We start from the raw sequence: 19,955 nt of genomic DNA on the forward strand, positions 1-19,955 counted from the left end.
GTCAGACGGCTTCGGCCGGTTGCGGCTCGCAGATCCGGTTGGCCGAAAGCACCATTCCGACGTCACCGCCGGCCAGCAGGGCGAGGCCGGTGAGGTGCGTGAGCCGCGCGAGGACGCCGCGAAGCGGGCGCAGCAGCACGAGCTGCTGGCCGACAAGCTCGTCCACCGGAACCGCGACCGAGCGGGTGCCCGTGCCGAGAATCACGAAGACGCGCCGCGCGGCCGGCCAGGGTCGGTCACGACGGCCCTCGGCAGGGTGACCGCGCAGGGAATGGACGGCCACGATCTCGTTCTCGCTGATCCGGAGCACGCGCTGACCGCCCGCCGCCGAAATCGTCATGGCGGCCGCGGCCTCGACCTGCAGGATCGTGCGGATCGAGTCCACGGGCAGGACGTAGCGTACGCCATCGACGCCCACCACCATCCCCTCGAGCACCACCATCGAAAGCGGGAGAGCGATGTGGAAGCGCATGCCCCCGCCCGGCAGCGGGACGGAGCGGAAGCTACCCCCTGCCCGTTTGATCCCCGCGGCAAGTTCGGCCAGGGCGGGCGTCTCGGGCTGCGGCGCGCCATCGTCGGTCAGGATCACCGTCACCCGCTCCTCGTCGCGGCGCAGGCTGACATGCATCGAGACGGGAGCGTTCTCGGCCTTCTCGAAGCGGATGCCCGCCAGAACGCGAAGGAGGCCGCGAAGACGTTCGAGAAGCGCCAGATCCAGCGCAAGCTCGTCGCCATCGGTGGTGAGCTGCGCCTCGTGCCGGTGGCGGCGGGCGAGCGTCTGCACGAAGGTCTGGAGCGGACGGAGCACAGTGCTGGCCGGTCGCGCACGCAGCGACACCGTCTCTTCCTGCAGTGCCGCGAGTTGCGACGTGAGCGCCGTGCCGGCCTGCGCGATCTCCTGCAGGCGGGAGGCGTGGCTGTCGAGCAGGGCGCGCACCGCCGGACGGGCCGCGAGCCAGTCGCCGCCGGCCTGCCGCATCAGCGCTTCCATGTCCTCGGCGAGATCCTTCTCGGCCAGTTCGGCGAGCAGGTGATGCACCATCGCGTGGCTTGCCGAGATCTCGCCGATGGTCTCGAGCATCTCGGGCGTGATGGTCGCGCCCTGGGCGAGCGGAGCATCGCCGGAAACCTCGGTGACCGCCGACTCCGGCGCCTTCGGCCGCAACGCCTGCGTCAGCGCGAGCCTGCGGCCCGACGGATCCATCCGGACAAGCGCCTCGATCAGGTCCGGCTCGTCGAGCGGCGACGAGATCAGGAAGTCGAAGAGCGTATCGGTGCCGCGGAAGACCGTGACGTTGGTGATCGAGCGCGCCTGATCGCAGCTCAGCCATTCAAGGAAGGCCTCGGCCGTGCGCTCGTCGGTGTTGATGTCGGTCCGGATGATGTAGAAGCGGCGTCCCTTTTCCATCTCCTCGGCGGCCGCGCGCACGCTTTCGGGCGAGAGGACGCGGTGGAAGTCGGGCGGCAGTCCCAGCCGGCGCTCGATCGTGCCGGCCGTCATCAGCCCGTCCGAGACGAAGCAGACGTTGGCCGCTTCCTCGAACAGCCGGTCGAGGATCTCCATCGCCGGAGTCTCGCCCTGCTCGATCGCGTCGAAGGCCAGTTCGATCGTCTCGATGAAGCCGCGCGCGATGTGGACGAGCATTCCGTCGGGGGCGGAACCGGTGGCATGCACGCGGCTGAAGAGGTCCACGAGCGACATGGCGAGCTGTGCGGCCGTGTCGATGGCGTGGTGCTCGCAGGCATGGTGGACGAGCCGCATGAGCCGGTCGAAGCGCCGGAAGGTGTCGTCGGTCGGGGCGCTGCGCAGGCTGTTCAGCACGCCGTCGAGCGCCGCGAGCGTCTCGACCGCATGGCTTGCGCACCAGCCTCGCAGGATCCGCCGCGGGCTGATCCCTGCCGCTTCGGCAGCATCCGGCATGACGGCCTCGACGGCCGAAAGTTCCTCGTAGAGCCGGAGTTCGCCGTCGCGGAACACAGCGGGACCCGAGGCTGCGGCGAGGGCATCGAGGGCCTCGACGACCCGGATGTAGCCGTCGGACGAGGCTGCCGCGCGCAGACTGTCGATCGCCGCCCCGAATTCGGCGGTTGCAGGCGTCTCACCCGTCGACAGGCGGACACCCAGATGGGCGAGCTGCGCCAGCGGCGCGGCGATGGCCTGGAAGAACGGCTGATCGCCCGTCGGCTGCGGCGTTGTCGCGGGTGGCTCTTCCATCAGCTCGTCGAGCAGCAGGATCAGCGCCGAGAGCCGTTCGAGGTCGGCAGTCCCCGAGAGGAAGTCTGCCAGCGCCGCCTCCCAGTCGTCGAGGCCCATCTGCCGCGCCGCGTGTTTCAGCCCGTCCGCCTCGGACCGCGCGGCCTTGGCCGCCGCGGCAGGATCGGCGCCAAACTGCTCGATCTGGCCGCGGAAGCGCAGCAGCGCCGATTGTGCCATGTCGCGGAAGATTGCGCGGTAGGTCGGGTCGTCGGCAAGCCGCGTGATGGCGCGGGCGGGCTCGGGCGTCGCCGCGGCCGGTGCCGGCTGCGCAGGATTGGCCGGTGCAGGACTGGCCGGTGCGGGGCTGGCCGGAGCGGGGCTGGCCGGAACGGAGGCGGCGGGCGTGGCCTCTTCGGGCTGACAGGGGGCGTCGTCCTCCTCGGCTCCGTCCTCGAGGAGGGCGAGGATGTCGGCGGACGACGGGACGGCAACGGGTTTCGAGGCTTCGAGGGGTGCCTCGTCGGTAACCGGACCCGCATCCACATCCGGTTCCGGATCGGGCATGGCTGCCGAAGCCAGCCCGGACGCATCGGCTTCCACCGATGCGGCAGAGCTCTCCGCGGCCTCACCGCCACCGGCAGCAGCCGCGCCTGTCTCCGCCTCGTCCCCCTTGCACCGGGCGATCTTGTCCCGGAGCTGCACCATCAGGTCCTCGGAGGCCGCGCCCTCGACATCGGCGCGGCTGGCCGCGGTCTCCTCGAGCATCGCCCGGAGCACGTCCGATGCGAAGAGCAGGATGTCGACGATCTCGGCGTCCATCGGCACGCCGTCGTCGCGCACGAGGCCGATCAGGTCCTCGGAGAGGTGGGCGCGGCTCTCCACGACCGACAGCCCGAGCACCCGCGAGTTGCCCTTGAACGTGTGGACCGCGCGGAACAGGGGGCCGACATGCTCGGCCGGATCCGCCCCCGCCTTCAGCGCCAGAAGGGAAGCTTCCATCGCGTCGAGCGCCTGCGCCCCGTCATCGGCATAGAGCGCCCAGATCTCGTCCATCTCGTCGAAATCGTCCGACATGGCCTGCCTCCCTTCTTGCGGACCGCCTCAGGCGGCCATCAGCGTCCGCATGGTGCGCGCGAGTTCGTCGCCCGTCTTCTCCTCGAGGTCGTGCGAGACCGTGCCCGAGGGCTTGGCCACGACGCCGTCGGCACCGAGCTCGCGGGCGCGGGCGGCGTGCGGCGAGCCCGAGACGGCGACCGAGGACAGCATGCAGATCTTGGCGCGGGTCTTGAGCTTGGCGTGGCGCAGGAATTCCATCCCGTCCATCACCGGCATCTCGATGTCGAGCAGGATCAGGTCGACGTTGGGCTGCGCTGCGAGCTTGTCGAGCGCCTCCTGCCCGTTGGCAGCCTGCGCCACCACCTTGAAGTCGGGCAGGGTCTTGATGAAGCTCGCGATGTAGAGCCGCATCATGGCGGCATCATCCACGATCATGACGTTGAAGGGCATGGCTTTCTCCGTGGTTGGCGGCGCCGGACGGGAGGGTGCGGCGCGAAGTGGGGGCGGCACCGGACCGGGGGGGTCCGGCGCAGGTCTCAGAAGTCGGCGAAGCCGCGCTCGTCGCGGTCGCTGCAGTGGGCGCCGTTGGGACGGCCGGCCGCAGCGGAGGGTGCCGTGATCGGACGCGCCGAGGGCAGGCCCATCTGGGCGGCCACCATCTGCTGCAACTGGGCGAGCATCTCGGGCGGCAAAGCGTCGAGGGCGGGAAGCTGCGCCGTCAGCTCGCGCAGCTGACGCAGCTTGAAGCGCCCGATCTCGGTCCGCATCGCCTCGGTCGCGGCCTGCATCTGCGTCGCCGAAGAAGCGAGTTCGTCCGCCTGCTGGCTGGTCGAGAGCGCCGACTTGGCGACCTCGCCGATGGCGCTCGAGATCTGGGCCACGTTGCGCGTCTGCTCGTCCGAGGCGCGCGAGATGTCCTGCACGAGCACCTTCACCTTCTCGATGTCGTCCACGATCGAGACGAAGGAGCGCGAGGTCTCCGTCGCGATCCGGACACCGGCCTGAACCCGTGTGCCGGCATCCTCGATCAGCTCCGAGGTCTCGCGCGCGGCCTTCGCCGAACGGCCGGCAAGGTTCCTCACCTCATGAGCCACGACCGCGAAGCCCCGTCCGTGCTGCCCGGCGCGCGCTGCCTCGACAGCCGCGTTCAGGGCGAGCAGGTTGGTCTGGAAGGCGATCTCGTCAATCACCTTGATGATCTTCGCGATACCCTGGGACGAAACGCGGATGCCCTCCATCGCCTGCACCATCTCGGTGACCTTCTCGCGGCCGTCGGCGGCCACCGTGGCCGCGCCCTCGACCAGCAGGCTTGCCGAGCGTGCGGCGGCGGCGTTGGCCTTGACCTGGCTGTCGGTCTCCTCGGCCGAGGCGGAAACCTCGTCCACCGACGACGACTGCACGGCCGAGTTGGTCGCCAGCGACTGCGAGGCCTGGCTCACCTGCGACACCGTCTGCGCCGTCTGCTCGAGCTGGACCGAGAGCGACCGGAAGACGCCGTTCAGGCTGGCATAGGTCCGCTCGAAGGAGCGCACGATCTCGACGAAGTCGCCCGAGAACTTGCTGAGGTCGACCTCGCTGTCGAGACGTCCCTCGACGATGCTGTCCGAGAGCATGGCGACCTCGGCGGTGACCGCCTTCATGTTGGCCCGGAACCGGTCGATCACGCGGTTGACCATTGCCTTCTTGCCCGGCCACTGCCGGATCGGCGCGTCGAAGTTGCCCTCGCCGATCGCCTCGAAGCAGGCAACGGCCTCCTCCATCGACTGGACCTGGCTGTCCACCATCTCGTTGAGCGCCTCCGCCACATGGCAAAGCTCGCCCGGATAGGCGGCCGCGTTCATGCGCTTGTCCACGTCACCGGCGACGTGCGAGGCCGACATCGTCTTCACTTCGGCCAGCAGCCGGTTGATCTGCTGATCGGAGGCCTCGGCGGCCGCGGCGGCGTGCTTGAGATTGGCGCGGACGGCCTCGATCGCGTCGTTCGCGGCCGACTTTCCGCCCGGGAAGCGCGAGACCGGCGCGTCAAGGTTGCCCTCGCCCATCTGCCGGAAGCAGGTGAGCGCCTCGCCGATGGTGCCGATGTGGCTCTGAACCATCTCGTTCACGAGCCGGGCGACGGCGCCCAGGTCGTCGGAATAGGCGGCGGGATCCATGTAATGCTCGATCTCGCCCTGGACATGGGCTGTGGCCATCGCCTTCATGTCCGCCAGTAGCCGCTCGACCTCCGTGCGGTCGAGGATCTGGCGGGGGGTGACTTTCGGGTCTTCACGGTCGGGCATCGTCTTGGTCCTCGTAGGGGCCACGGTCGGCTGGTCGGAGCGGGGCGGAGTGTCTTTCGGATCGCGGGCATTCGCCGGCGCCGCAGGCTTGGCGCGCGCCTTCGCGGGCGCTGCCTTCGCGGCGGGACCGGGCTTCTTCCGTGCGACCGCAGGCTTGGGTTGCTCGACTGCGGGCACCTCGGACCCCGGAGGGGTCTCTCCGAGGGCCGGGCCCGCGGGCGCGAGCCAGTCGAGCGGGTCATTGGTCAGGCGGGGCGCCGCGGCCGGCGCCGGGGCGGTCGTCTTGGGGCGGCGTGTCATGTCCTGGTTCCCTTTCGTCTGGCGCGGCGCCCGGTCTGCATCAGCAGACGGGCGAGCTCCGCATGGTCGGCCGCACCTGTGCTGGCGGGCGCATGGGTGAAGATGGTCAGGCCGCGCCCCGGCGCCTCGGCAAGCTTGACCGAGGAGCGGATGGCGACCGGCAGGAAACTCTCGCCGAACCGCTCGGCGAGGCGTGCGCGCACCTCTCGGTGGACGGCCAGCCGGTCCGAGGCGCGCGTGGCAAGCAGGCGCAGGCGGCTCCAGTCGAGGCCCGCGCCCTGCATGGTGCGCAGAAGCCGGTTGAGGCCCTGCAGCCCGAGGAAGTCGGGCTCGAGCGGGCAGATCACGAGATCGGCCCGGCGCATAAGCGCGGCGATGGCCTCGGACCAGCTCGGCGGCGCGTCGATCAGCACCCAGTCGAAGCGGGAGGCCTGCGCGTCATGCCCCTCGGGGGCCGGACTTGTGGACTCGTCCTTGCCCGCACTCCCCGCATCGTCGGCCGTCCCGGAGGCGAGCGGCATTGAGGCGTCCTGCGCAGGCAGCAGCGCGGGCTCGAAGGCGCCGGGCACGATCCACAAGCCCGGCTCGCCCGGAACCGCAAGCGGCTCGCCCGGCCGACCGGCCAGCCAGTCGGTGACCGTCCAGTCCGCGTCCTCGGTGGACAGGCCAAGGCCCGCCGTCAGGTGCATCTGCGGATCGAGATCCACAAGCAGGACCCGCCCCGCGCCTGCACGCGCCAGCGCGGCCCCGAGGTTCGCGGCCGTGGTCGTCTTGCCGACGCCGCCCTTCTGGTTGCAGATCATCACCCGCATGGGTCAGGCCACCAGATCCGCTGGAAGCGCGAGATCGCCGTCGGCCACCAGCACTTCGGCGTCAAGGAGGATCGTCACCCGTTCGCCCACCCGCGCGAGGCCCATCACCGGGCTCCGCCCTCCGCGGCCGAACTGTCCAGGCCGGTCGATCTGCGCGGGCAGGATGTCGAGCACCTCGCTCACCCCGTCGACGATCAGCCCCACCGGCGCCTCGGCCACGTCGAGCACGATGATCACGGTCCGCTCGTCATAGGCGCGCTCGGGCATGCCGAAGCGCAGCCGCACGTCGAGCAGCGGGATCACCTTGCCGCGCAGGTTGATGACGCCCTTGATCCAGGCGGGCACGTCCGGCACGCCCATGATCCGCTGCATGCCGACGATCTCGGTCACGCCGCCGATGCCGACGCCGTATTCCTCGCCGCCCAGGGCGAAGGTGAGATACATGTTGTCCACGTTGTCCGTGTCCGAGAGCGACTTGCCCTCGATACTGGCGGTGCCGGTCAGATCTTGGGCCATGTCGCCGTCTCCTCTCGTTCAGTCATTCGCCAGTTCTGGCCGGTCGCTTGGGTTTGTCCCCAGGCGTCCGCCGCCGAGGCCAGCATCATTCGGGCGGGGATATCGTCGAGCGTCAGGATCTCGTCGGCGGCCTTGAGGTCGCGCGCTGCAAGCGGCATGCCGTAGACGACCGAGGACGCCTCATCCTGAGCGAAAGTACGTCCTCCCGCCCGCCTTATGGCGAGAAGACCCGCCGCTCCGTCGCGGCCCATGCCCGTCAGGAGGGCGGCGGATGCCTGGGCGCCGACCACGCGCGCAATCGAGGTGAACAGCATGTCGACCGAGGGGCGCGAGTAGCAGACAGGCTCGCCCGCAACGAGACGGACGCGCAGGCCCTCGGCGCAACGCTCGATTTCCATGTGACGCAGCCCGCCCGGCGCGATCAGCGCGAGGCCGGGAAGCACGAGATCGCCGTCGATCGCCTCTCGGACGCGCATCCGGCAGATGGCGTCGAGGCGGCGGGCAAAAGGCGCGGTGAAACCCAGCGGCATGTGCTGGACCACGACGATGCCCGGCGAGCCGGCCGGGAAGAAGGGCAGGATGCGGCTCAGCGCCTGGACGCCGCCCGTCGATGCGCCAAGGGCATGGATCCAGCCGTCGCGCACGCCGGGCTGGATCGGCTGTGGCACCGTGTCAGACGGCACGGCCGGGCGCGCACGGCCCGCGGTCCAGACGCGCGCACAGATGTCGCGCATGATCGCGGGCAGTCCCTGCCCCGCGCCGAGCGACGGCTTCGAGACGATGTCGACGGCCCCTGCCTCCAGCGCGCGCATCACGATCTCGCCGCTCGCTCGCGTGAGCGAGGAGATCACGACCGTCGGCACAGGCGCGGTGGCCATGTAGCTCCTGAGGAAGGTGAGGCCATCCATCTGCGGCATCTCGAGGTCGAGCGTCACCACGTCGGGCTTCAGTTCGTCCATCCGCTCGCGGGCGGCGGCGGCATTCGAGGCCGTCCCCACCACCTCGAGCCGCGGATCCGACCCGAGCCCGAGCGCAAGCGCCTGCCGCACCATCGCGGAATCGTCCACGATCAGGACGCGGGTGCGACCCTCCTGGCACGGCTCAAGCACGGGGTTCAAACGAGGCCGGCCCATCAGCCGGATTCCTTCTGATGGAGCCCGCCGCCGATGGAGCGCCAGCCGGTGTCGTGGTCGCGCAGGTTTTCGGTGACGCTTGTCACGAGCCAGCCGCCCGGCTCGGTCGCATCGTGGAGCGCGCGGAGCGTCTCTGCCTGGTCGGCGCGGTCGAAATAGTAGAGCACGTTGCGGCAGAAGATGGCCTGGAACGGCTTGCGGAACGGAAAGGGCCGCGTCTTGAGGTTCATCCTGCGGAAGGTGCAGGCGGCCGCGATCTCGGGCGCCACGCGGTAGCTGTCGCCTCCGAGGGGAACGAACCAGCGGCGCAGGACCGCATCTGGCACCTGTTCGAGATGGCGGCGACGGTAGATCCCCTGCTCGGCCTGCTCGACCATGGGCGCGCTGATGTCGGTGCCGAGGATCTGTGTCCTGGCGAGACCTTCCGGCCCCAGCGTCTCGGCGATCATCATGGCGATCGTGTAGACCTCGTCGCCGCTCGAGCAGGCGGCGCTCCAGATCCGGATCTCGTCGCGGCGCGAGAGCACCGGCAGCACCATCGCCCGAAAAGCGTCCAGCACGTCGGGCTCGCGGCAGAAGTAGGTGTGGTTCGTCGAGGCCGCATGCATGACCGCGAGTTCCAGCTCGTGCGAGCCCTGCGCGTTCAGGCGGATGGCGATGTCGGCAAGGCTGCCGAAGTCGTAGGCGCGCCTGACGCGGGTCAGCCGCTGGCGCAGGAGTTCGCCCTTGTGTTCAGGATAGGCGATGCCGCAGCGCCGGCTGAGCCAGACCCGGATCGCCTCGTAGCCGGCTTCCTCTCGGACGGTCATGCCCCACCCCCTGCCGCGAGGCGGTTCCCGTCGAGGACGAGCGCCACCTCGCCCGTCCCGAGCAGCGCGCAGCCCCAGCTTGCCCGGACGCGCGCTAGGCGGCCGGTGAGGGGCTTCATCACCACCTGCTGACGGTCGAGCACCTCGTCCACCGGCACGGCGATGAGGCCGCCAGCGGTGCCGACCACGGCCAGCACCTGCGAGGAAAGGGGACGCAGCTCGGCGTCCAACTCGTCGTAGAAGCGCTCGAGCCGGCAGACCGGAATCCAGCGCCCGCGAAGCCGCAGCATCTCGGAGCCGCCGGCGGCGCCCACGCCCATGACGTCCTGCGGCGCCGGCTGGACGATCTCGGACACGACGTCGATCGGCAGCGCATAGAGCCGTGCGCCGAGGCGCAGGATGATGCAGTCGAGAAAGGCGAGCGATACGGGGATGTGCAGCGAGACCTGACTCCCTTCGCCGGCCGCGCTCTCGACGCCGATGCGGCCGCGCAGCGCGGTCATCGTGGTGTTCAGCACGTCCATGCCGACACCCCGACCGGAGAGGTTCGTCACCGCCTCGGCGGTCGAGAAACCGGGCTGGAAGATCACCTTCCAGAGCACCGAAGGCTCGGGTTCTTCGTCCGGGCCGAAGAGGCCGCGCTCGCGCGCCCGCTTCAGGATCTTCTCGCGCGACAGGCCGCGGCCGTCGTCGGCGACGGTGATCCGCACCTCCGATCCCACCTGCGCCGCCGAGAGCGTGATGCGTCCGACTTCCGTCTTTCCCGCGGCCAGCCGCTCGGCCGGAGGCTCGAGCCCATGATCGGCCGAGTTCCGCACGACGTGCAGCAGCGGATCATAAAGCTGGTCGGCCACCAGCTTGTCGATGGCGGTTTCCTCGCCCTCGAGCACCATTTCGATCTTCTTGCCCGTCTGGCGCTCCAGCTCGCGCACCATGCGGCGCAGGCGCTTGAACACCTCCTCGACGGGGACCAGCCGAAGCTCGGTCGCGGCGTCCTGAACCTCGCGGACGATCATCGTCAGGCGATGGACGGCTGCATCGAAGGCCGTGAGTTCGAGGCCTGCCAGATCCGGCGAATGGACCGTCTCGGCCACCGACAGCGACAGCTCTCCCACGAGATCCATGAGGCGTCCGATCTTCTCGGACGAGACGCGCATCAGCCCGCCGTCGGCGCCGGTTTCGATCGCGGCGCTCATGACTGCCCCCGCTTGCGGCGCAGGGCCGTGGCGGATCCGCCGGCGAACCCGTCCGGACACGGCATCGCACAGGCCGCCCTTCCGGCGGCCGGGCGGCTGGTCCTTCGGACAGGGACGAGAGGGGGAGCGGATGCTGGCATGGGATCAGGTCGATCTGGAAGGCCGCCGTCAGGCGGCTTCCTCGCTACGGTCGAAGTTGAAGATGCAGACACCGTCGAAGCCCGTGGACTTGAACAGGAATGTCTTCTTCATCGTGTCGAGGAAGCCGCCGTGCTTCTTCTCGAAGTTCTTCAGCTCCCCGATGGCCGGGAAGAAGACGTTTATCGAGACGTCGCCCTCCTTCGAGATCAGCACGTTCAACCCGCTCAGGTTGCAGGTCGGAATGGCGTTACCGAGGGCTTCGATGACGAAGGGCACGGCGATCTGTGCGGCATCGAGGCTGGGAAACTTCAGGTGATAGGTCTTGGACAACATGACGCTTGGGGCCCCGCAATCTTTGTTCCGTTGGACGGGGAACGGCGCATTCACGAAGAATGTGAGGGAGCGGACGGATGGATCGGATACATCCCTTCGTATGGGGGGGGATGCGATAGGCCGGGGCCCAGGGATGGGACCAAGGCACGGAAGGCGGTGCCTCTTCCGGTTGCATGTCCACCCCAGAGCCGAAAGTGCTGTCGGAAAAACTCGCTCGGACCGCGAGTTGCGCCGTTCCGACGGATCACCGACGGCAAGTGGCGCCAATTTTTCGACAGCCCTCGGACTGCACCCGGCATTCCATGCACTATCGGCTTGCAGAGCAGGCGTTTTAGCGCGCCGGTGAAATATTTCCTCTGACAGATCGGCAAGTGGCACGATCCCTGCCTCTCAGGGCGTGACAGGCAGGAAACGTCGAGGAGCAGAAATGGCCGCCATTCAGATCATCGGGACCGACTTCGCCGCAGCCAGCGCCGTCGAAGGTCTTCTCTCCCGCCGCCGCGTCCGCCTGTCGGGCCCCGAAGGAGGACAAGCCGCCGTTCTCGCCTGCTCGGCGCGCCATGAAGCGGCTTCTGGCGGAACGCCCGGCGTCACCGCTCTGGCGCGTGCGGCCGGTGCGCGGTCCATCGTCATCGTCGAGGAAGGAGCGGCCAGCCTCGCGGTTTCCTCCGAGATGGGCGGCCGCCTGCTGCGCGTGGCGCTGCCCCGCCCGACGGGACAGCCCGCGCATCGCGACGCGGGCCTGCTGGCGCTGGCCGACGTGCTGGCTTCGCAGGTGTCGGCCATGGTCGCGGCGGATGCGACGACCAGTGCGCTGATCGATCTGGCGGCCCGCGTGGCGCGCACCGATGTCACCGTCTTCATCAATGGCCCCACGGGATCGGGCAAGGAGGTGCTCGCGCGCAAGGTGCACGAGGCGAGCCGTCGTGCCGCCGCCCCCTTCATCGCGATCAACTGCGCCGCCATTCCCGAGAACATGCTGGAAGCCATGCTCTTCGGCCACGAGAAGGGCGCCTTCACCGGCGCCTCGGGCGCCAACAAGGGCATCATCCGCGCGGCCGAAGGCGGCACGCTTCTTCTCGACGAAGTGTCGGAAATGCCGATGGGCCTGCAGTCGAAGCTCCTTCGCGTGCTGCAGGAGCGCAAGGTCACACCGCTCGGCAGCCAGACCGAAGTGGCGGTGGACGTGCGCATCGTCGCCACCTCGAACCGCAACATGCCCGAAGAGGTCCGTGCCCGCCGCTTCCGCGAGGACCTGTGGTATCGGCTGAACGTCTTCCCGCTGACGACGAAGCCGCTCTGCGAGCGCGAGGACGACATCCCGGCGCTGGCGGTCTCGCTGCTGCGCCGTCACTGCCCCGCGGACGTCGCCCTGCCCATGATCGCACCCGAGGCGATGCAGGTCCTGCTCGCCCATGACTGGCCCGGCAACGTGCGCGAACTCGAGAACGTCATCCAGCGGGCGCTGGTGCTGCACGAGGACGGCCGCATCGCCGCAGCCGACATCGTGATCGACGCCGTGCCGCAACTGCCGGTGCGCTCGCTGCATCTGGCAGCCGTCTGACGGAAGGCAGGTCATGAGCATCTCCGGCATCTCCGGCGCCTCGCCGCTGGTGGGGCTCCAATCCGTCTCGGCCAGCCAGCGGCCCGAGCCGGTCTCCTCCACCGACCGCACGCAGGCGCCTGCCTTCAGCGAGCGGCTCGGCAATGCGGTCCAGGATCTGGCGAAGGCGCAGAACGAGGCGAGCGAGAAGGCTTCGGCCTTCGAGCGCGGCGAAGGCGGCAACCTGGCAGAGGTGATGGTCTCGCAGCAGGTCTCGTCGCTGGGGTTCCAGCTTGCGCTCAACGTGCGGAACAAGGCGCTCGGCGCCTACCGCGACATCATGAACATGCCGGTCTGAGTTCCGGGGAAAGCGACTGATGGCCCTCTCTCCCACCCCTCCCGCGGTGCGCGGCTCCGGGAACCCGCTCGCCGCGCAGATGCGCGGCGTGGTTTCGCAACTGCGGCACTTCGGCGACCAGCCGGGCCTGCGACGCGCGATGCCCGCCATCGTGATCCTTTCGGTCACGGTTCTCGCGCTCGCCGGCTGGATCCTCATGCGCGAGCCGTCGCGCGTGACCCTCTACCCCGGCCTGCCCGAGGCCGAGAAGTCCCGCGTCATCGACACGCTCACCGGCGGCGGGATCGCCGCGGTGATCGACGAGCGGACCGGCGAGGTCGCGGTGCCGGGCGGGGACTACCACCGCGCGCGGATGCTGCTCGCGGCGCAGGGGCTGCCGCAGGGCCTGCCCGACGGCAACGCCATGCTGAACGACCTGCCGATGGGCACCTCGAAGTCGGTCGAGACGGCGCGGCTGAGGCAGGCACAGGAGCTGGACCTCGCCCGCTCGATCACCGAGATCTCATCGGTTTCGGCGGCGCGGGTGCACCTCGCGCTGCCGGAGCGTTCGGCCTTCCTGCGCGACAGCCAGCCCCCGCGCGCGAGCGTCTTCCTGCAGGTCGCGCCCGGCCGCGCCATGGACGGCGCGCAGGTCGAGGCCATCGTGAACCTCGTCTCCTCCTCGGTGCCCGGCATGGCGCGGCAGGACGTGACGGTGGTGGACCAGATGGGCCGGCTGCTCTCGCGCGGATCCGACGATCCCGCGGTGCTGCTGAACGACCGCCAGCTCCAGCACCGAGTGCAGATGGAGACGCTCTACCGCAACCGGATCGAAAGCCTGCTGTCGCCGATCACGGGGCCGGGCAACCTCGCCGTGCAGGTGACCATCGACATGGACTTCACGCGGCAGGAGATCCGCGAGGAGCAGGTCGATCCCGAGCGCACCGCAGTCCTGTCCGAGCAGAGCCAGGTCGAGGAGAATGCCGATCCGCAGGCGAAGGGCATCCCCGGGGCCGTCTCGAACTCGCCTCCGGCCGAAGCCGCTCTCGACGCGGGCGCGCCGCCGACGCAGGCGGGGGCCGCGGCCCCTGCCCTCCGCAGCCGCTCGGAGAACTCGACCCGCAACTTCGAGATCAGCCGCAAGGTCGAGACCACCCTGCCCGCCACTGCACGCATCGCCCGCGTCAGCGCGGCCGTCGTGGTCCGCGCCCAGCCGCAGGATGCTCCGGCCGACGCGGAAACGCCTCCGCCGCCCCTGCTGCCCGAGGCACTGAAGGACGACCTCGACCGCCTCACCCGCTCGGCCATCGGCTTCGACGAAACGCGCGGCGACGTGGTCACGATCACGGCGCAGCCCTTCCTCGACACGATCCTGCCGGAAGCGCCGGGCTGGACCTCGCAACCCTGGGTGGCCGATCTCGCGCGGCAGGCCTTCCTGCTCGCAGCCCTCGCCGTCGTGGCGCTCGGTGTGGTGCGCCCGATCCTGAACCGCGTCCTGCTGCCCGCCCCGAACGCGGCCGGTGCGCTGCCCCTGACGCCCGAGGAAGCAGCCGTCGAGGTCGGCGAGGGCGAGAGCCTCGATGACGTCCGTGCGCGCCTGAAGGCCCGGCAGGGGGCGCTCACGAAGAACATGCTCGACGCGGCCCGCAGCCACGAGGAGCAGATCCTCGTGATCCGCAAGCTGGTCGAGGAGGACGCGGGCCGCATCGCCACGACCTTCCGACAGATGATCTCCACCGAGCTCGATACCGTGAACTGAGATGTCGAAAGCCGCCGCCGCCAATTTCAAGACGCTTTCCGGAACGCAGAAGGCTGCGATCCTGCTGATGCTGTTCGGCGAGACGACCGCCGCACAGATCATGCGCAACCTCTCCCCGCGCGAGGTGCAGCACCTCGGCACCGCAATGTATACCGTCCGCGGCGTGGATCAGGACACGCTGAGCCTGGTGCTCGAGGACTTCCTCGAGACGCTGCGCCTGCAGACCGGGCTCGGCTTCGGCGCGGCGGGCTACATCCGCAACGTGCTGTCGGCCGCCTTCGGCGAGGACAAGGCCGAGACGGTCATCAGCCGCATCGGCCAGTCGGCTTCCGATCGCCCGCTCGAGATTCTCGACTGGATGGACGCGCCCTCGATCGCCGAACTTCTGGTGGACGAGCATCCGCAGATCATGGCGCTGACCGTCGCCTGCCTTGATCACGCGCTGGCAGCCCAGGTGCTGGCGCTGCTGCCCGAAGAGATCCAGCCCGAGGTGATCCAGCGCATCGCCTCGCTCAACACCGTCCAGCCGGAGGCGCTGGCCGATCTCCAGCAGGTCATGCAGCGCAAGTTCAAGGCCTCGACCACCATGCGTGCCTCGCAGATCGGTGGCGTCAAGGCGGCGGCCAAGATCATGAACTTCACCCGCACGGCGACCGAGGCGCGGATCCTCAAGGACATCCGCAAGGACGACAAGGACCTGATGCAGGCGATCCAGGACAACATGTTCGTCTTCGACAACCTCATCAAGTCCGACGACCGGTCGCTGCAGACGCTTCTCCGGTCGGTGGACAACGAGGCGCTGGTGCTCGCGCTGAAGGGCGCCGACGAGATTCTGCGCGCGAAGATCCTCGGCTGCATGTCGACGCGGGCCGCGGCCAACATCCGCGACGAGATGGACGCGCTGGGTCCGGTGCGTCTGACAGACGTGCAGGCGGCGCAGAAGCAGATCATCGCAACGGCGCGGCAGCTGTCGGACGAGGGCACCATCGTGCTCGCGGGCCGCGGCGGCGAACAGATGGTGTAAGGCATGAACGCGCAGGCGCCCATGGGACCCGACGACGTGCTCGCGCTGATCCGCGAGACGAACGCGCGCGGCTTCGGCCGCTCTTCCGTGCCGGTGCGCGAGCCCGCGGGGCCGTTCCGCGCCACCCCGCTTGCCGGGCTGGTGCGGGGCGTGGCGCCCGAAGAGGCGGCACTGGTCATCGCCGAACCCGAGGAGCCGCCGGCGCCCGCTCCGCCTCCGCCGCCGGATCCGGCCCTGCTCGAGGCCGCGCGTGCCGAGGGGCGGCGCGAAGGCCGGGCGGAGGGACTGGCGGAGGGACAGGCTTCGGGCCGCCGCGAAGCCGAGGCCGCGCTCGCCGAGGCGCGCGAGACGTTCCTGCGGCTGGCCGCGCGCCTCTCGACGCCCACGCCCGCCGATACGGCGCAACTGGCCGCCATGATCGACACGGCCGTCCGCACGCTCGCGAGCCAGCGGGCGGGTCTGTCCATCGACGCGCATCCCGAGGCCTTCGCCGCACGGGTGGAAGGGCTGGCCGACCGGGTCGCGCAGGGCCTGCGCCAGGTGAGCATCCGCCTCAACGCCGAGGACCTGCGGGCCGTGGCACCGCATGTCGGCGGTTCCGACCTGCTGGCCGAGGCACGGATCTCGGCCGATCCGCGGCTTGCGCGCGGCGATGTGGAGGTCAGGGCGGACGGGATCGTCCTTGCCGACCTGATCGGCGTGCCGCCCGAGCCGCGCGCCGCGGCGGGTGCAGCCGCATCCGATGCGGACACGGCGCAGGCCCCGTCCGGTGCCGGCCCGTCAGCCGTGGCTTTGCCGGCCTCGACGGAGGACGGCGGCGCGGACCTCACGCCAACGCCTGGAAAGGACAAGTCCGAAGGGCCGGCTGCCGCCTCCGCTCAAGCGGGGGGCGCGGCTGCAAGATGAACGCGCTGATCGACGGACTTTCGCATCACCTGGCCCACCTGCCCCATCGGCAGGCGCCCGAGGTCACGGGTCGCGTCTCGCGCTATGACGGGCTGATGCTGGAATGCGCGGGCTTCCCCGCAAGCCCCGGCGCGCTTTGCCGGGTCGCGACCGAGGACGGGTCCGAGGTGCAGGGCGAGGTCATCGGCTTCTCGAAGGGCCGGAACCTCCTCTTCCTCGACCAGATGCGCGCCCCGGTCATCGCCGGCGCACGCGTGCGCCTCGTGCCCGGCGGACAGATGGCAGCCGTGGGTCCGGAACTTCTGGGGCGGGTGATCGACGCCGAGGGCGCGCCGCTCGACGGCCTGCCCGCGCCGGACTGTGACGAGGAATGGCCGCTCGCCGGCCGCCCGATGAACCCGCTCGCGCGGACACCGGTCAGCCGCCCGCTCGACGTGGGCGTTCGCGCGATCAACGCGGCGCTCACCGTGGGACAGGGGCAGCGCATCGGCATCGTCGCGGGATCGGGCGTGGGCAAGTCCGTCCTCATCGAGATGATGACCCGCTACACCGTCGCCGACGTGATCGTCGTGGGCCTGATCGGCGAACGCGCCCGAGAGGTCGGCGCCTTTGCGGCCTCGGTCATGAAGGGAGAGGCCGCGAAGAAGCTCTGCATGGTGGCCGTGCCGGCCGACCGCTCGCCGCTCCTCCGGCTGCGGGCCGCCCGCCGCGCCACCGCGATCGCCGAGCATTTCCGGGCGCGGGGCAAGCAGGTGCTGCTGATCATGGACAGCCTGACCCGCGTGGCCCATGCGCAGCGCGAGGTGGGGCTTGCCCTCGGCGAGCAGCCGACCGCCAAGGGCTACCCGCCCTCGGTCGTCTCGATGATCCCGGGGCTGATCGAGCGCACGGGTCCGGGCCTGCCCGGCGAGGGCGCGATCACCGCGATCTACACCGTGCTCGCCGATGGCGACGACACGACGAACGATCCCGTGGTGGACACCGCCCGCGCCATCCTCGACGGCCATTTCGTGCTGTCGCGGCGGCAGACTCAGATGGGGCTCTATCCGGCCATCGACATCCCCCATTCCGTCAGCCGCACCATGAACGACGTCGTGGACGAACGCCACCGGAAGGCTGCCGCCCGTCTTCGGCAGCTGATCTCGCTCTACACCGACAACCGCGACCTGATGCTGATGGGCGGCTATGCCCCCGGGCAGGACGCGGATCTGGACCAGGCGGTGCAGCTGTGGCCGAAGATCCGAGACCTGATCGGCCAGGCTCCGCACGAACCCTCTGACTTCGACGCCAGCCGCGCCGCGTTGCTGGCCCTGACGGGACTGTAGCATGACCAAGAGCCACCTTCTCTCCCTGATGTCGCGCCGCGAGACGGTGCGGCTGATGAAGGCGCAGGGCGCCCTGCGCGAGGCGCGGGACCGCCATGCCGAAGCCGAACAGATCTCGGAGCGGCTGGCGCAGATGCTGGAGAGCCGCCGGGATGCGGCGCCCGGTCCACTCGCCGCGGCGGATCTCTTTCGCGCCCACCGCCTGACGCTGCAGGTGGCCGAGCAAGCCGAGCGCAGCGCGGCGAGGACAGCCGAACTGTCGTCGGCCCTCATTGCCGCCCAGGCCGAAATGGCCCGGCAGGACCACCGGACGCGGCTGATGCAGGAGACGGCGGCAACCGCCCGCGCCGCGGAGGCCGAGGAGCGGCTGGCCCGCGCCGAGGCCGCCCGCCCCGCGCTGCGCCGGGGATAGGAACGGCATTCGCCCGAGGGCAGGTCTGGCACCGAACTTGCAATCGGAGCCGTGGATCAGGAGGCAGGGATGAAGGTCGCCGAGGTACAAGCACAGGAATGGCGCGCCCCCGCCGGGCCGGCTGCTGCCGCCACCGGCGCATCGGGGCTCTTCGCGGCGCTGCTCGCCGAGAACAGCGCGCCGCCGGTCGAGGGCGGCAAGAGCCTCCCGCCCCTCCCGGGTGACGCGGACGGCTTCTCCTTCGACCTTCCGCCGCTCCCGGATGCGGCGATCCGACCGACCGGCGCTGACACGCCGGCCACAGGCCCTTCCGGCATCTTGCTGCCCTCGCTCCCGCGTGCCGTCCTTCCGGCAGAGAAAACGGTCGTCGCTCCCATTGGCGGGCCGAGCGAGGAGATCTCCCTCACGCGCACCGACGCGGCGCCTCCTGTCGCACCGGATGCAGCAGCGAGCCTTGACCGCGCCGCGGTGCAGGTCCTCCCCCCGGTGGCATTGCCGCAGGCCACCCTCGCGCCCGCACTTCCCCGGACCACCGTCGAGGGGGAAGACGGCACTCCGGCCGATGAGGCGGATCCCCTCCCTGAGGCAGCGGATCCCACGGACCTTGCGACGGTCGCGCCCCGCGAGGTGCAGGTCACCCCGGCGCCGCAAGCGCCGATACCCGCGGCCGCCGCGACGGCCGCGCCCCCGCAGGGGGTCGCGGCCGAGGTCAGGCAGGCGGCGGACGGCATGGCTGTCGATGGGGCCGGATCTGCACGGCCCGGCGGCGCGGAACTCCGGACCGCGGCCCATGCTGCCGATGGAGCCGGATCTGCACGGCCCGGCGGTCCGGAACTTCGAGCCGCGGCCCATGCTGCCGATGGGGCGGTTGTGGCGCAGACTTCAGGCAGGCAAGGCCGTCCGGTCGATGGTCGTCCCGATGCTCGTCCCGTTGTCGCCTCCGCCGGATCCTCGGTCGGCCGGGCGCCGCTGCCCGAGCCTGCCGCGGCGATCGTTCAGGACCCTGCCGCCGAAAGCGTCGTGCAGGTGCAGGAGGCTGCACCTCCGGCCGCTCATGCCATGGGTCCGCGCGTGGCGACGGAGCCATCCCGGCGATCCGCCGGCCCGGTGCGGGCACCCGAGGTGGTGGCGGCACCGGCAGTTCCCTCGAATGCGGCTCCGCCGATCCACACCGACAGCCTCCCGGCTGCCCAGCCCAAGCAGGTGGAGCCCGCGACCACCAGCGTATCCCGCCGGCCCGCCACTGCGCCGGATGTCGAGAACGTGCCCGGCAGCAGGCCGGCCCAGCCCGGCGAAGCGACACCGACCAGCGCAACGATCTCCTTCGAGGCGGCGCTGGAACAGGTCGAAGCCCCTGCCGCGCCACACCGCGCCGAGCCGGAGGGCCTTGCCCCCGCAGCCGATGTCGCCGCGCGCGTGGCAGACCTGCGGCCCGAGGGGACCGAGGTTCAGGCGGCAGATCCGCTGCCCGGCGAGACGCTCTCCCTTCTCGATCCCGACTGGCCGATCGAGGTGCAGGACCTGCTGGTCGAAGCCGCCGAAACCGGTGCCTCGGATATCGAGATCGTGCTCACGCCCGAGACCCTCGGCCGCCTGCGCATCCGCGTCGAGATGCGCGACGGTGCGGCGCAGGTGAGTTTCGTGACCGAAACGGCGGACGCCGCGCGTCTCCTGTCGGGTCAGGAGGGTCGCCTCGCCGACCTGCTGGAACGGCAGGGCCTTTCGCTTGCCCGGCACGAGGCCGGACAGGGCGACACCGGCGCGCGGCAGGAGATCCCCGACAACAGCCCCCGGCACAGGGCGTTCCGCCCCGTGCCCGAGCCCTCCGAGCCGGCCGCCCGCGCGGCGGGGCTCGTCAACCTGATCGCCTGAGGACC

The 19,955-nt window shown here is 70.4% G+C and carries 17 protein-coding genes; 8 read left to right on the forward strand and 9 right to left on the reverse strand.

Annotated features, from left to right (window positions below; all coding sequences use genetic code 11):
• Nucleotide 1: 1 nt before the first annotated feature.
• The 9 genes from ACTVZP_RS07755 to ACTVZP_RS07795 form a co-directional block, all read right to left on the reverse strand.
• The gene (locus tag ACTVZP_RS07755) at nt 2-3,271 is read right to left on the reverse strand and encodes an Hpt domain-containing protein (protein ID WP_443211573.1); all 3,270 of its coding nucleotides are present in this window, start codon (nt 3,269-3,271) and stop codon (nt 2-4) included.
• Nucleotides 3,272-3,298: 27 nt separating this feature from the next.
• Nucleotides 3,299-3,703 (reverse strand): response regulator, encoded by a 405-nt coding sequence (locus ACTVZP_RS07760; RefSeq protein ID WP_443211574.1) that lies wholly within the window; start codon nt 3,701-3,703, stop codon nt 3,299-3,301.
• Between the two features lie 86 nt (nt 3,704-3,789).
• Entirely contained in the window at nt 3,790-5,832 is a 2,043-nt protein-coding gene (locus ACTVZP_RS07765) for a methyl-accepting chemotaxis protein (protein ID WP_443211575.1), read from the reverse strand.
• Nucleotides 5,829-6,644, reverse strand: coding sequence for a ParA family protein (locus ACTVZP_RS07770; RefSeq protein WP_443211576.1), 816 nt, complete (start codon nt 6,642-6,644; stop codon nt 5,829-5,831). Before ACTVZP_RS07770 ends, ACTVZP_RS07765 begins: the two co-directional genes overlap by 4 nt.
• 3 nt (nt 6,645-6,647) lie before the next feature.
• Nucleotides 6,648-7,160, reverse strand: a complete 513-nt coding sequence (locus ACTVZP_RS07775) for a chemotaxis protein CheW (protein ID WP_443211577.1) — start codon at nt 7,158-7,160, stop codon at nt 6,648-6,650.
• Entirely contained in the window at nt 7,145-8,293 is a 1,149-nt protein-coding gene (locus ACTVZP_RS07780; RefSeq protein WP_443211578.1) for a protein-glutamate methylesterase/protein-glutamine glutaminase, read from the reverse strand. Before ACTVZP_RS07780 ends, ACTVZP_RS07775 begins: the two co-directional genes overlap by 16 nt.
• Complete coding sequence (locus tag ACTVZP_RS07785; RefSeq protein ID WP_443211579.1) at nt 8,293-9,102, reverse strand: CheR family methyltransferase; 810 nt, start codon at nt 9,100-9,102, stop codon at nt 8,293-8,295. Before ACTVZP_RS07785 ends, ACTVZP_RS07780 begins: the two co-directional genes overlap by 1 nt.
• On the reverse strand, nt 9,099-10,298 hold the full coding sequence (locus ACTVZP_RS07790; RefSeq protein ID WP_443211580.1) for a chemotaxis protein CheA: 1,200 nt from the start codon (nt 10,296-10,298) through the stop codon (nt 9,099-9,101). The genes ACTVZP_RS07785 and ACTVZP_RS07790 overlap by 4 nt, the downstream gene beginning before the upstream one ends.
• A gap of 168 nt (nt 10,299-10,466) precedes the next feature.
• On the reverse strand, nt 10,467-10,772 hold the full coding sequence (locus ACTVZP_RS07795; RefSeq protein ID WP_443211581.1) for a hypothetical protein: 306 nt from the start codon (nt 10,770-10,772) through the stop codon (nt 10,467-10,469).
• Nucleotides 10,773-11,199: 427 nt separating this feature from the next.
• Between ACTVZP_RS07795 and ACTVZP_RS07800 the strand changes: the two genes are divergently transcribed.
• The 8 genes from ACTVZP_RS07800 to ACTVZP_RS07835 all read left to right on the forward strand — a co-directional run bounded on the left by ACTVZP_RS07800 (nt 11,200) and on the right by ACTVZP_RS07835 (nt 19,950).
• Entirely contained in the window at nt 11,200-12,336 is a 1,137-nt protein-coding gene (locus ACTVZP_RS07800; protein ID WP_443211582.1) for a sigma 54-interacting transcriptional regulator, read from the forward strand.
• Nucleotides 12,337-12,349: 13 nt separating this feature from the next.
• The gene (gene fliE / locus ACTVZP_RS07805) at nt 12,350-12,673 is read left to right on the forward strand and encodes a flagellar hook-basal body complex protein FliE (protein ID WP_443211583.1); all 324 of its coding nucleotides are present in this window, start codon (nt 12,350-12,352) and stop codon (nt 12,671-12,673) included.
• A gap of 19 nt (nt 12,674-12,692) precedes the next feature.
• Complete coding sequence (gene fliF / locus ACTVZP_RS07810) at nt 12,693-14,411, forward strand: flagellar basal-body MS-ring/collar protein FliF (RefSeq protein WP_443211584.1); 1,719 nt, start codon at nt 12,693-12,695, stop codon at nt 14,409-14,411.
• A gap of 1 nt (nt 14,412) precedes the next feature.
• Nucleotides 14,413-15,435 (forward strand): flagellar motor switch protein FliG, encoded by a 1,023-nt coding sequence (gene fliG / locus ACTVZP_RS07815; protein WP_443211585.1) that lies wholly within the window; start codon nt 14,413-14,415, stop codon nt 15,433-15,435.
• Between the two features lie 21 nt (nt 15,436-15,456).
• Nucleotides 15,457-16,341 (forward strand): FliH/SctL family protein, encoded by an 885-nt coding sequence (locus tag ACTVZP_RS07820; RefSeq protein WP_443211586.1) that lies wholly within the window; start codon nt 15,457-15,459, stop codon nt 16,339-16,341.
• Entirely contained in the window at nt 16,338-17,666 is a 1,329-nt protein-coding gene (locus ACTVZP_RS07825) for a FliI/YscN family ATPase (RefSeq protein ID WP_443211587.1), read from the forward strand. Before ACTVZP_RS07820 ends, ACTVZP_RS07825 begins: the two co-directional genes overlap by 4 nt.
• A 1-nt stretch (nt 17,667) precedes the next feature.
• Complete coding sequence (locus tag ACTVZP_RS07830; RefSeq protein WP_443211588.1) at nt 17,668-18,078, forward strand: flagellar biosynthesis protein FliJ; 411 nt, start codon at nt 17,668-17,670, stop codon at nt 18,076-18,078.
• 69 nt (nt 18,079-18,147) lie between these two features.
• The gene (locus ACTVZP_RS07835; protein ID WP_443211589.1) at nt 18,148-19,950 is read left to right on the forward strand and encodes a flagellar hook-length control protein FliK; all 1,803 of its coding nucleotides are present in this window, start codon (nt 18,148-18,150) and stop codon (nt 19,948-19,950) included.
• Nucleotides 19,951-19,955: the final 5 nt, after the last annotated feature.

It is taken from the genome of Rhodobacter sp. NSM (genome assembly GCF_052244495.1).
In the GTDB taxonomy this organism is placed as follows: domain Bacteria; phylum Pseudomonadota; class Alphaproteobacteria; order Rhodobacterales; family Rhodobacteraceae; genus Cereibacter_A.

Bases quoted from the DNA above. Each gene is read 5' to 3' on its own strand.
- ACTVZP_RS07755 (WP_443211573.1), bottom strand. From the start codon at position 3,271: ATGTCGGACGATTTCGACGAGATGGACGAGATCTGGGCGCTCTATGCC.
- ACTVZP_RS07760 (WP_443211574.1), bottom strand. From the start codon at position 3,703: ATGCCCTTCAACGTCATGATCGTGGATGATGCCGCCATGATGCGGCTC.
- ACTVZP_RS07765 (WP_443211575.1), bottom strand. From the start codon at position 5,832: ATGACACGCCGCCCCAAGACGACCGCCCCGGCGCCGGCCGCGGCGCCC.
- ACTVZP_RS07770 (WP_443211576.1), bottom strand. From the start codon at position 6,644: ATGCGGGTGATGATCTGCAACCAGAAGGGCGGCGTCGGCAAGACGACC.
- ACTVZP_RS07775 (WP_443211577.1), bottom strand. From the start codon at position 7,160: ATGGCCCAAGATCTGACCGGCACCGCCAGTATCGAGGGCAAGTCGCTC.
- ACTVZP_RS07780 (WP_443211578.1), bottom strand. From the start codon at position 8,293: ATGGGCCGGCCTCGTTTGAACCCCGTGCTTGAGCCGTGCCAGGAGGGT.
- ACTVZP_RS07785 (WP_443211579.1), bottom strand. From the start codon at position 9,102: ATGACCGTCCGAGAGGAAGCCGGCTACGAGGCGATCCGGGTCTGGCTC.
- ACTVZP_RS07790 (WP_443211580.1), bottom strand. From the start codon at position 10,298: ATGAGCGCCGCGATCGAAACCGGCGCCGACGGCGGGCTGATGCGCGTC.
- ACTVZP_RS07795 (WP_443211581.1), bottom strand. From the start codon at position 10,772: ATGTTGTCCAAGACCTATCACCTGAAGTTTCCCAGCCTCGATGCCGCA.
- ACTVZP_RS07800 (WP_443211582.1), top strand. From the start codon at position 11,200: ATGGCCGCCATTCAGATCATCGGGACCGACTTCGCCGCAGCCAGCGCC.
- fliE (WP_443211583.1), top strand. From the start codon at position 12,350: ATGAGCATCTCCGGCATCTCCGGCGCCTCGCCGCTGGTGGGGCTCCAA.
- fliF (WP_443211584.1), top strand. From the start codon at position 12,693: ATGGCCCTCTCTCCCACCCCTCCCGCGGTGCGCGGCTCCGGGAACCCG.
- fliG (WP_443211585.1), top strand. From the start codon at position 14,413: ATGTCGAAAGCCGCCGCCGCCAATTTCAAGACGCTTTCCGGAACGCAG.
- ACTVZP_RS07820 (WP_443211586.1), top strand. From the start codon at position 15,457: ATGGGACCCGACGACGTGCTCGCGCTGATCCGCGAGACGAACGCGCGC.
- ACTVZP_RS07825 (WP_443211587.1), top strand. From the start codon at position 16,338: ATGAACGCGCTGATCGACGGACTTTCGCATCACCTGGCCCACCTGCCC.
- ACTVZP_RS07830 (WP_443211588.1), top strand. From the start codon at position 17,668: ATGACCAAGAGCCACCTTCTCTCCCTGATGTCGCGCCGCGAGACGGTG.
- ACTVZP_RS07835 (WP_443211589.1), top strand. From the start codon at position 18,148: ATGAAGGTCGCCGAGGTACAAGCACAGGAATGGCGCGCCCCCGCCGGG.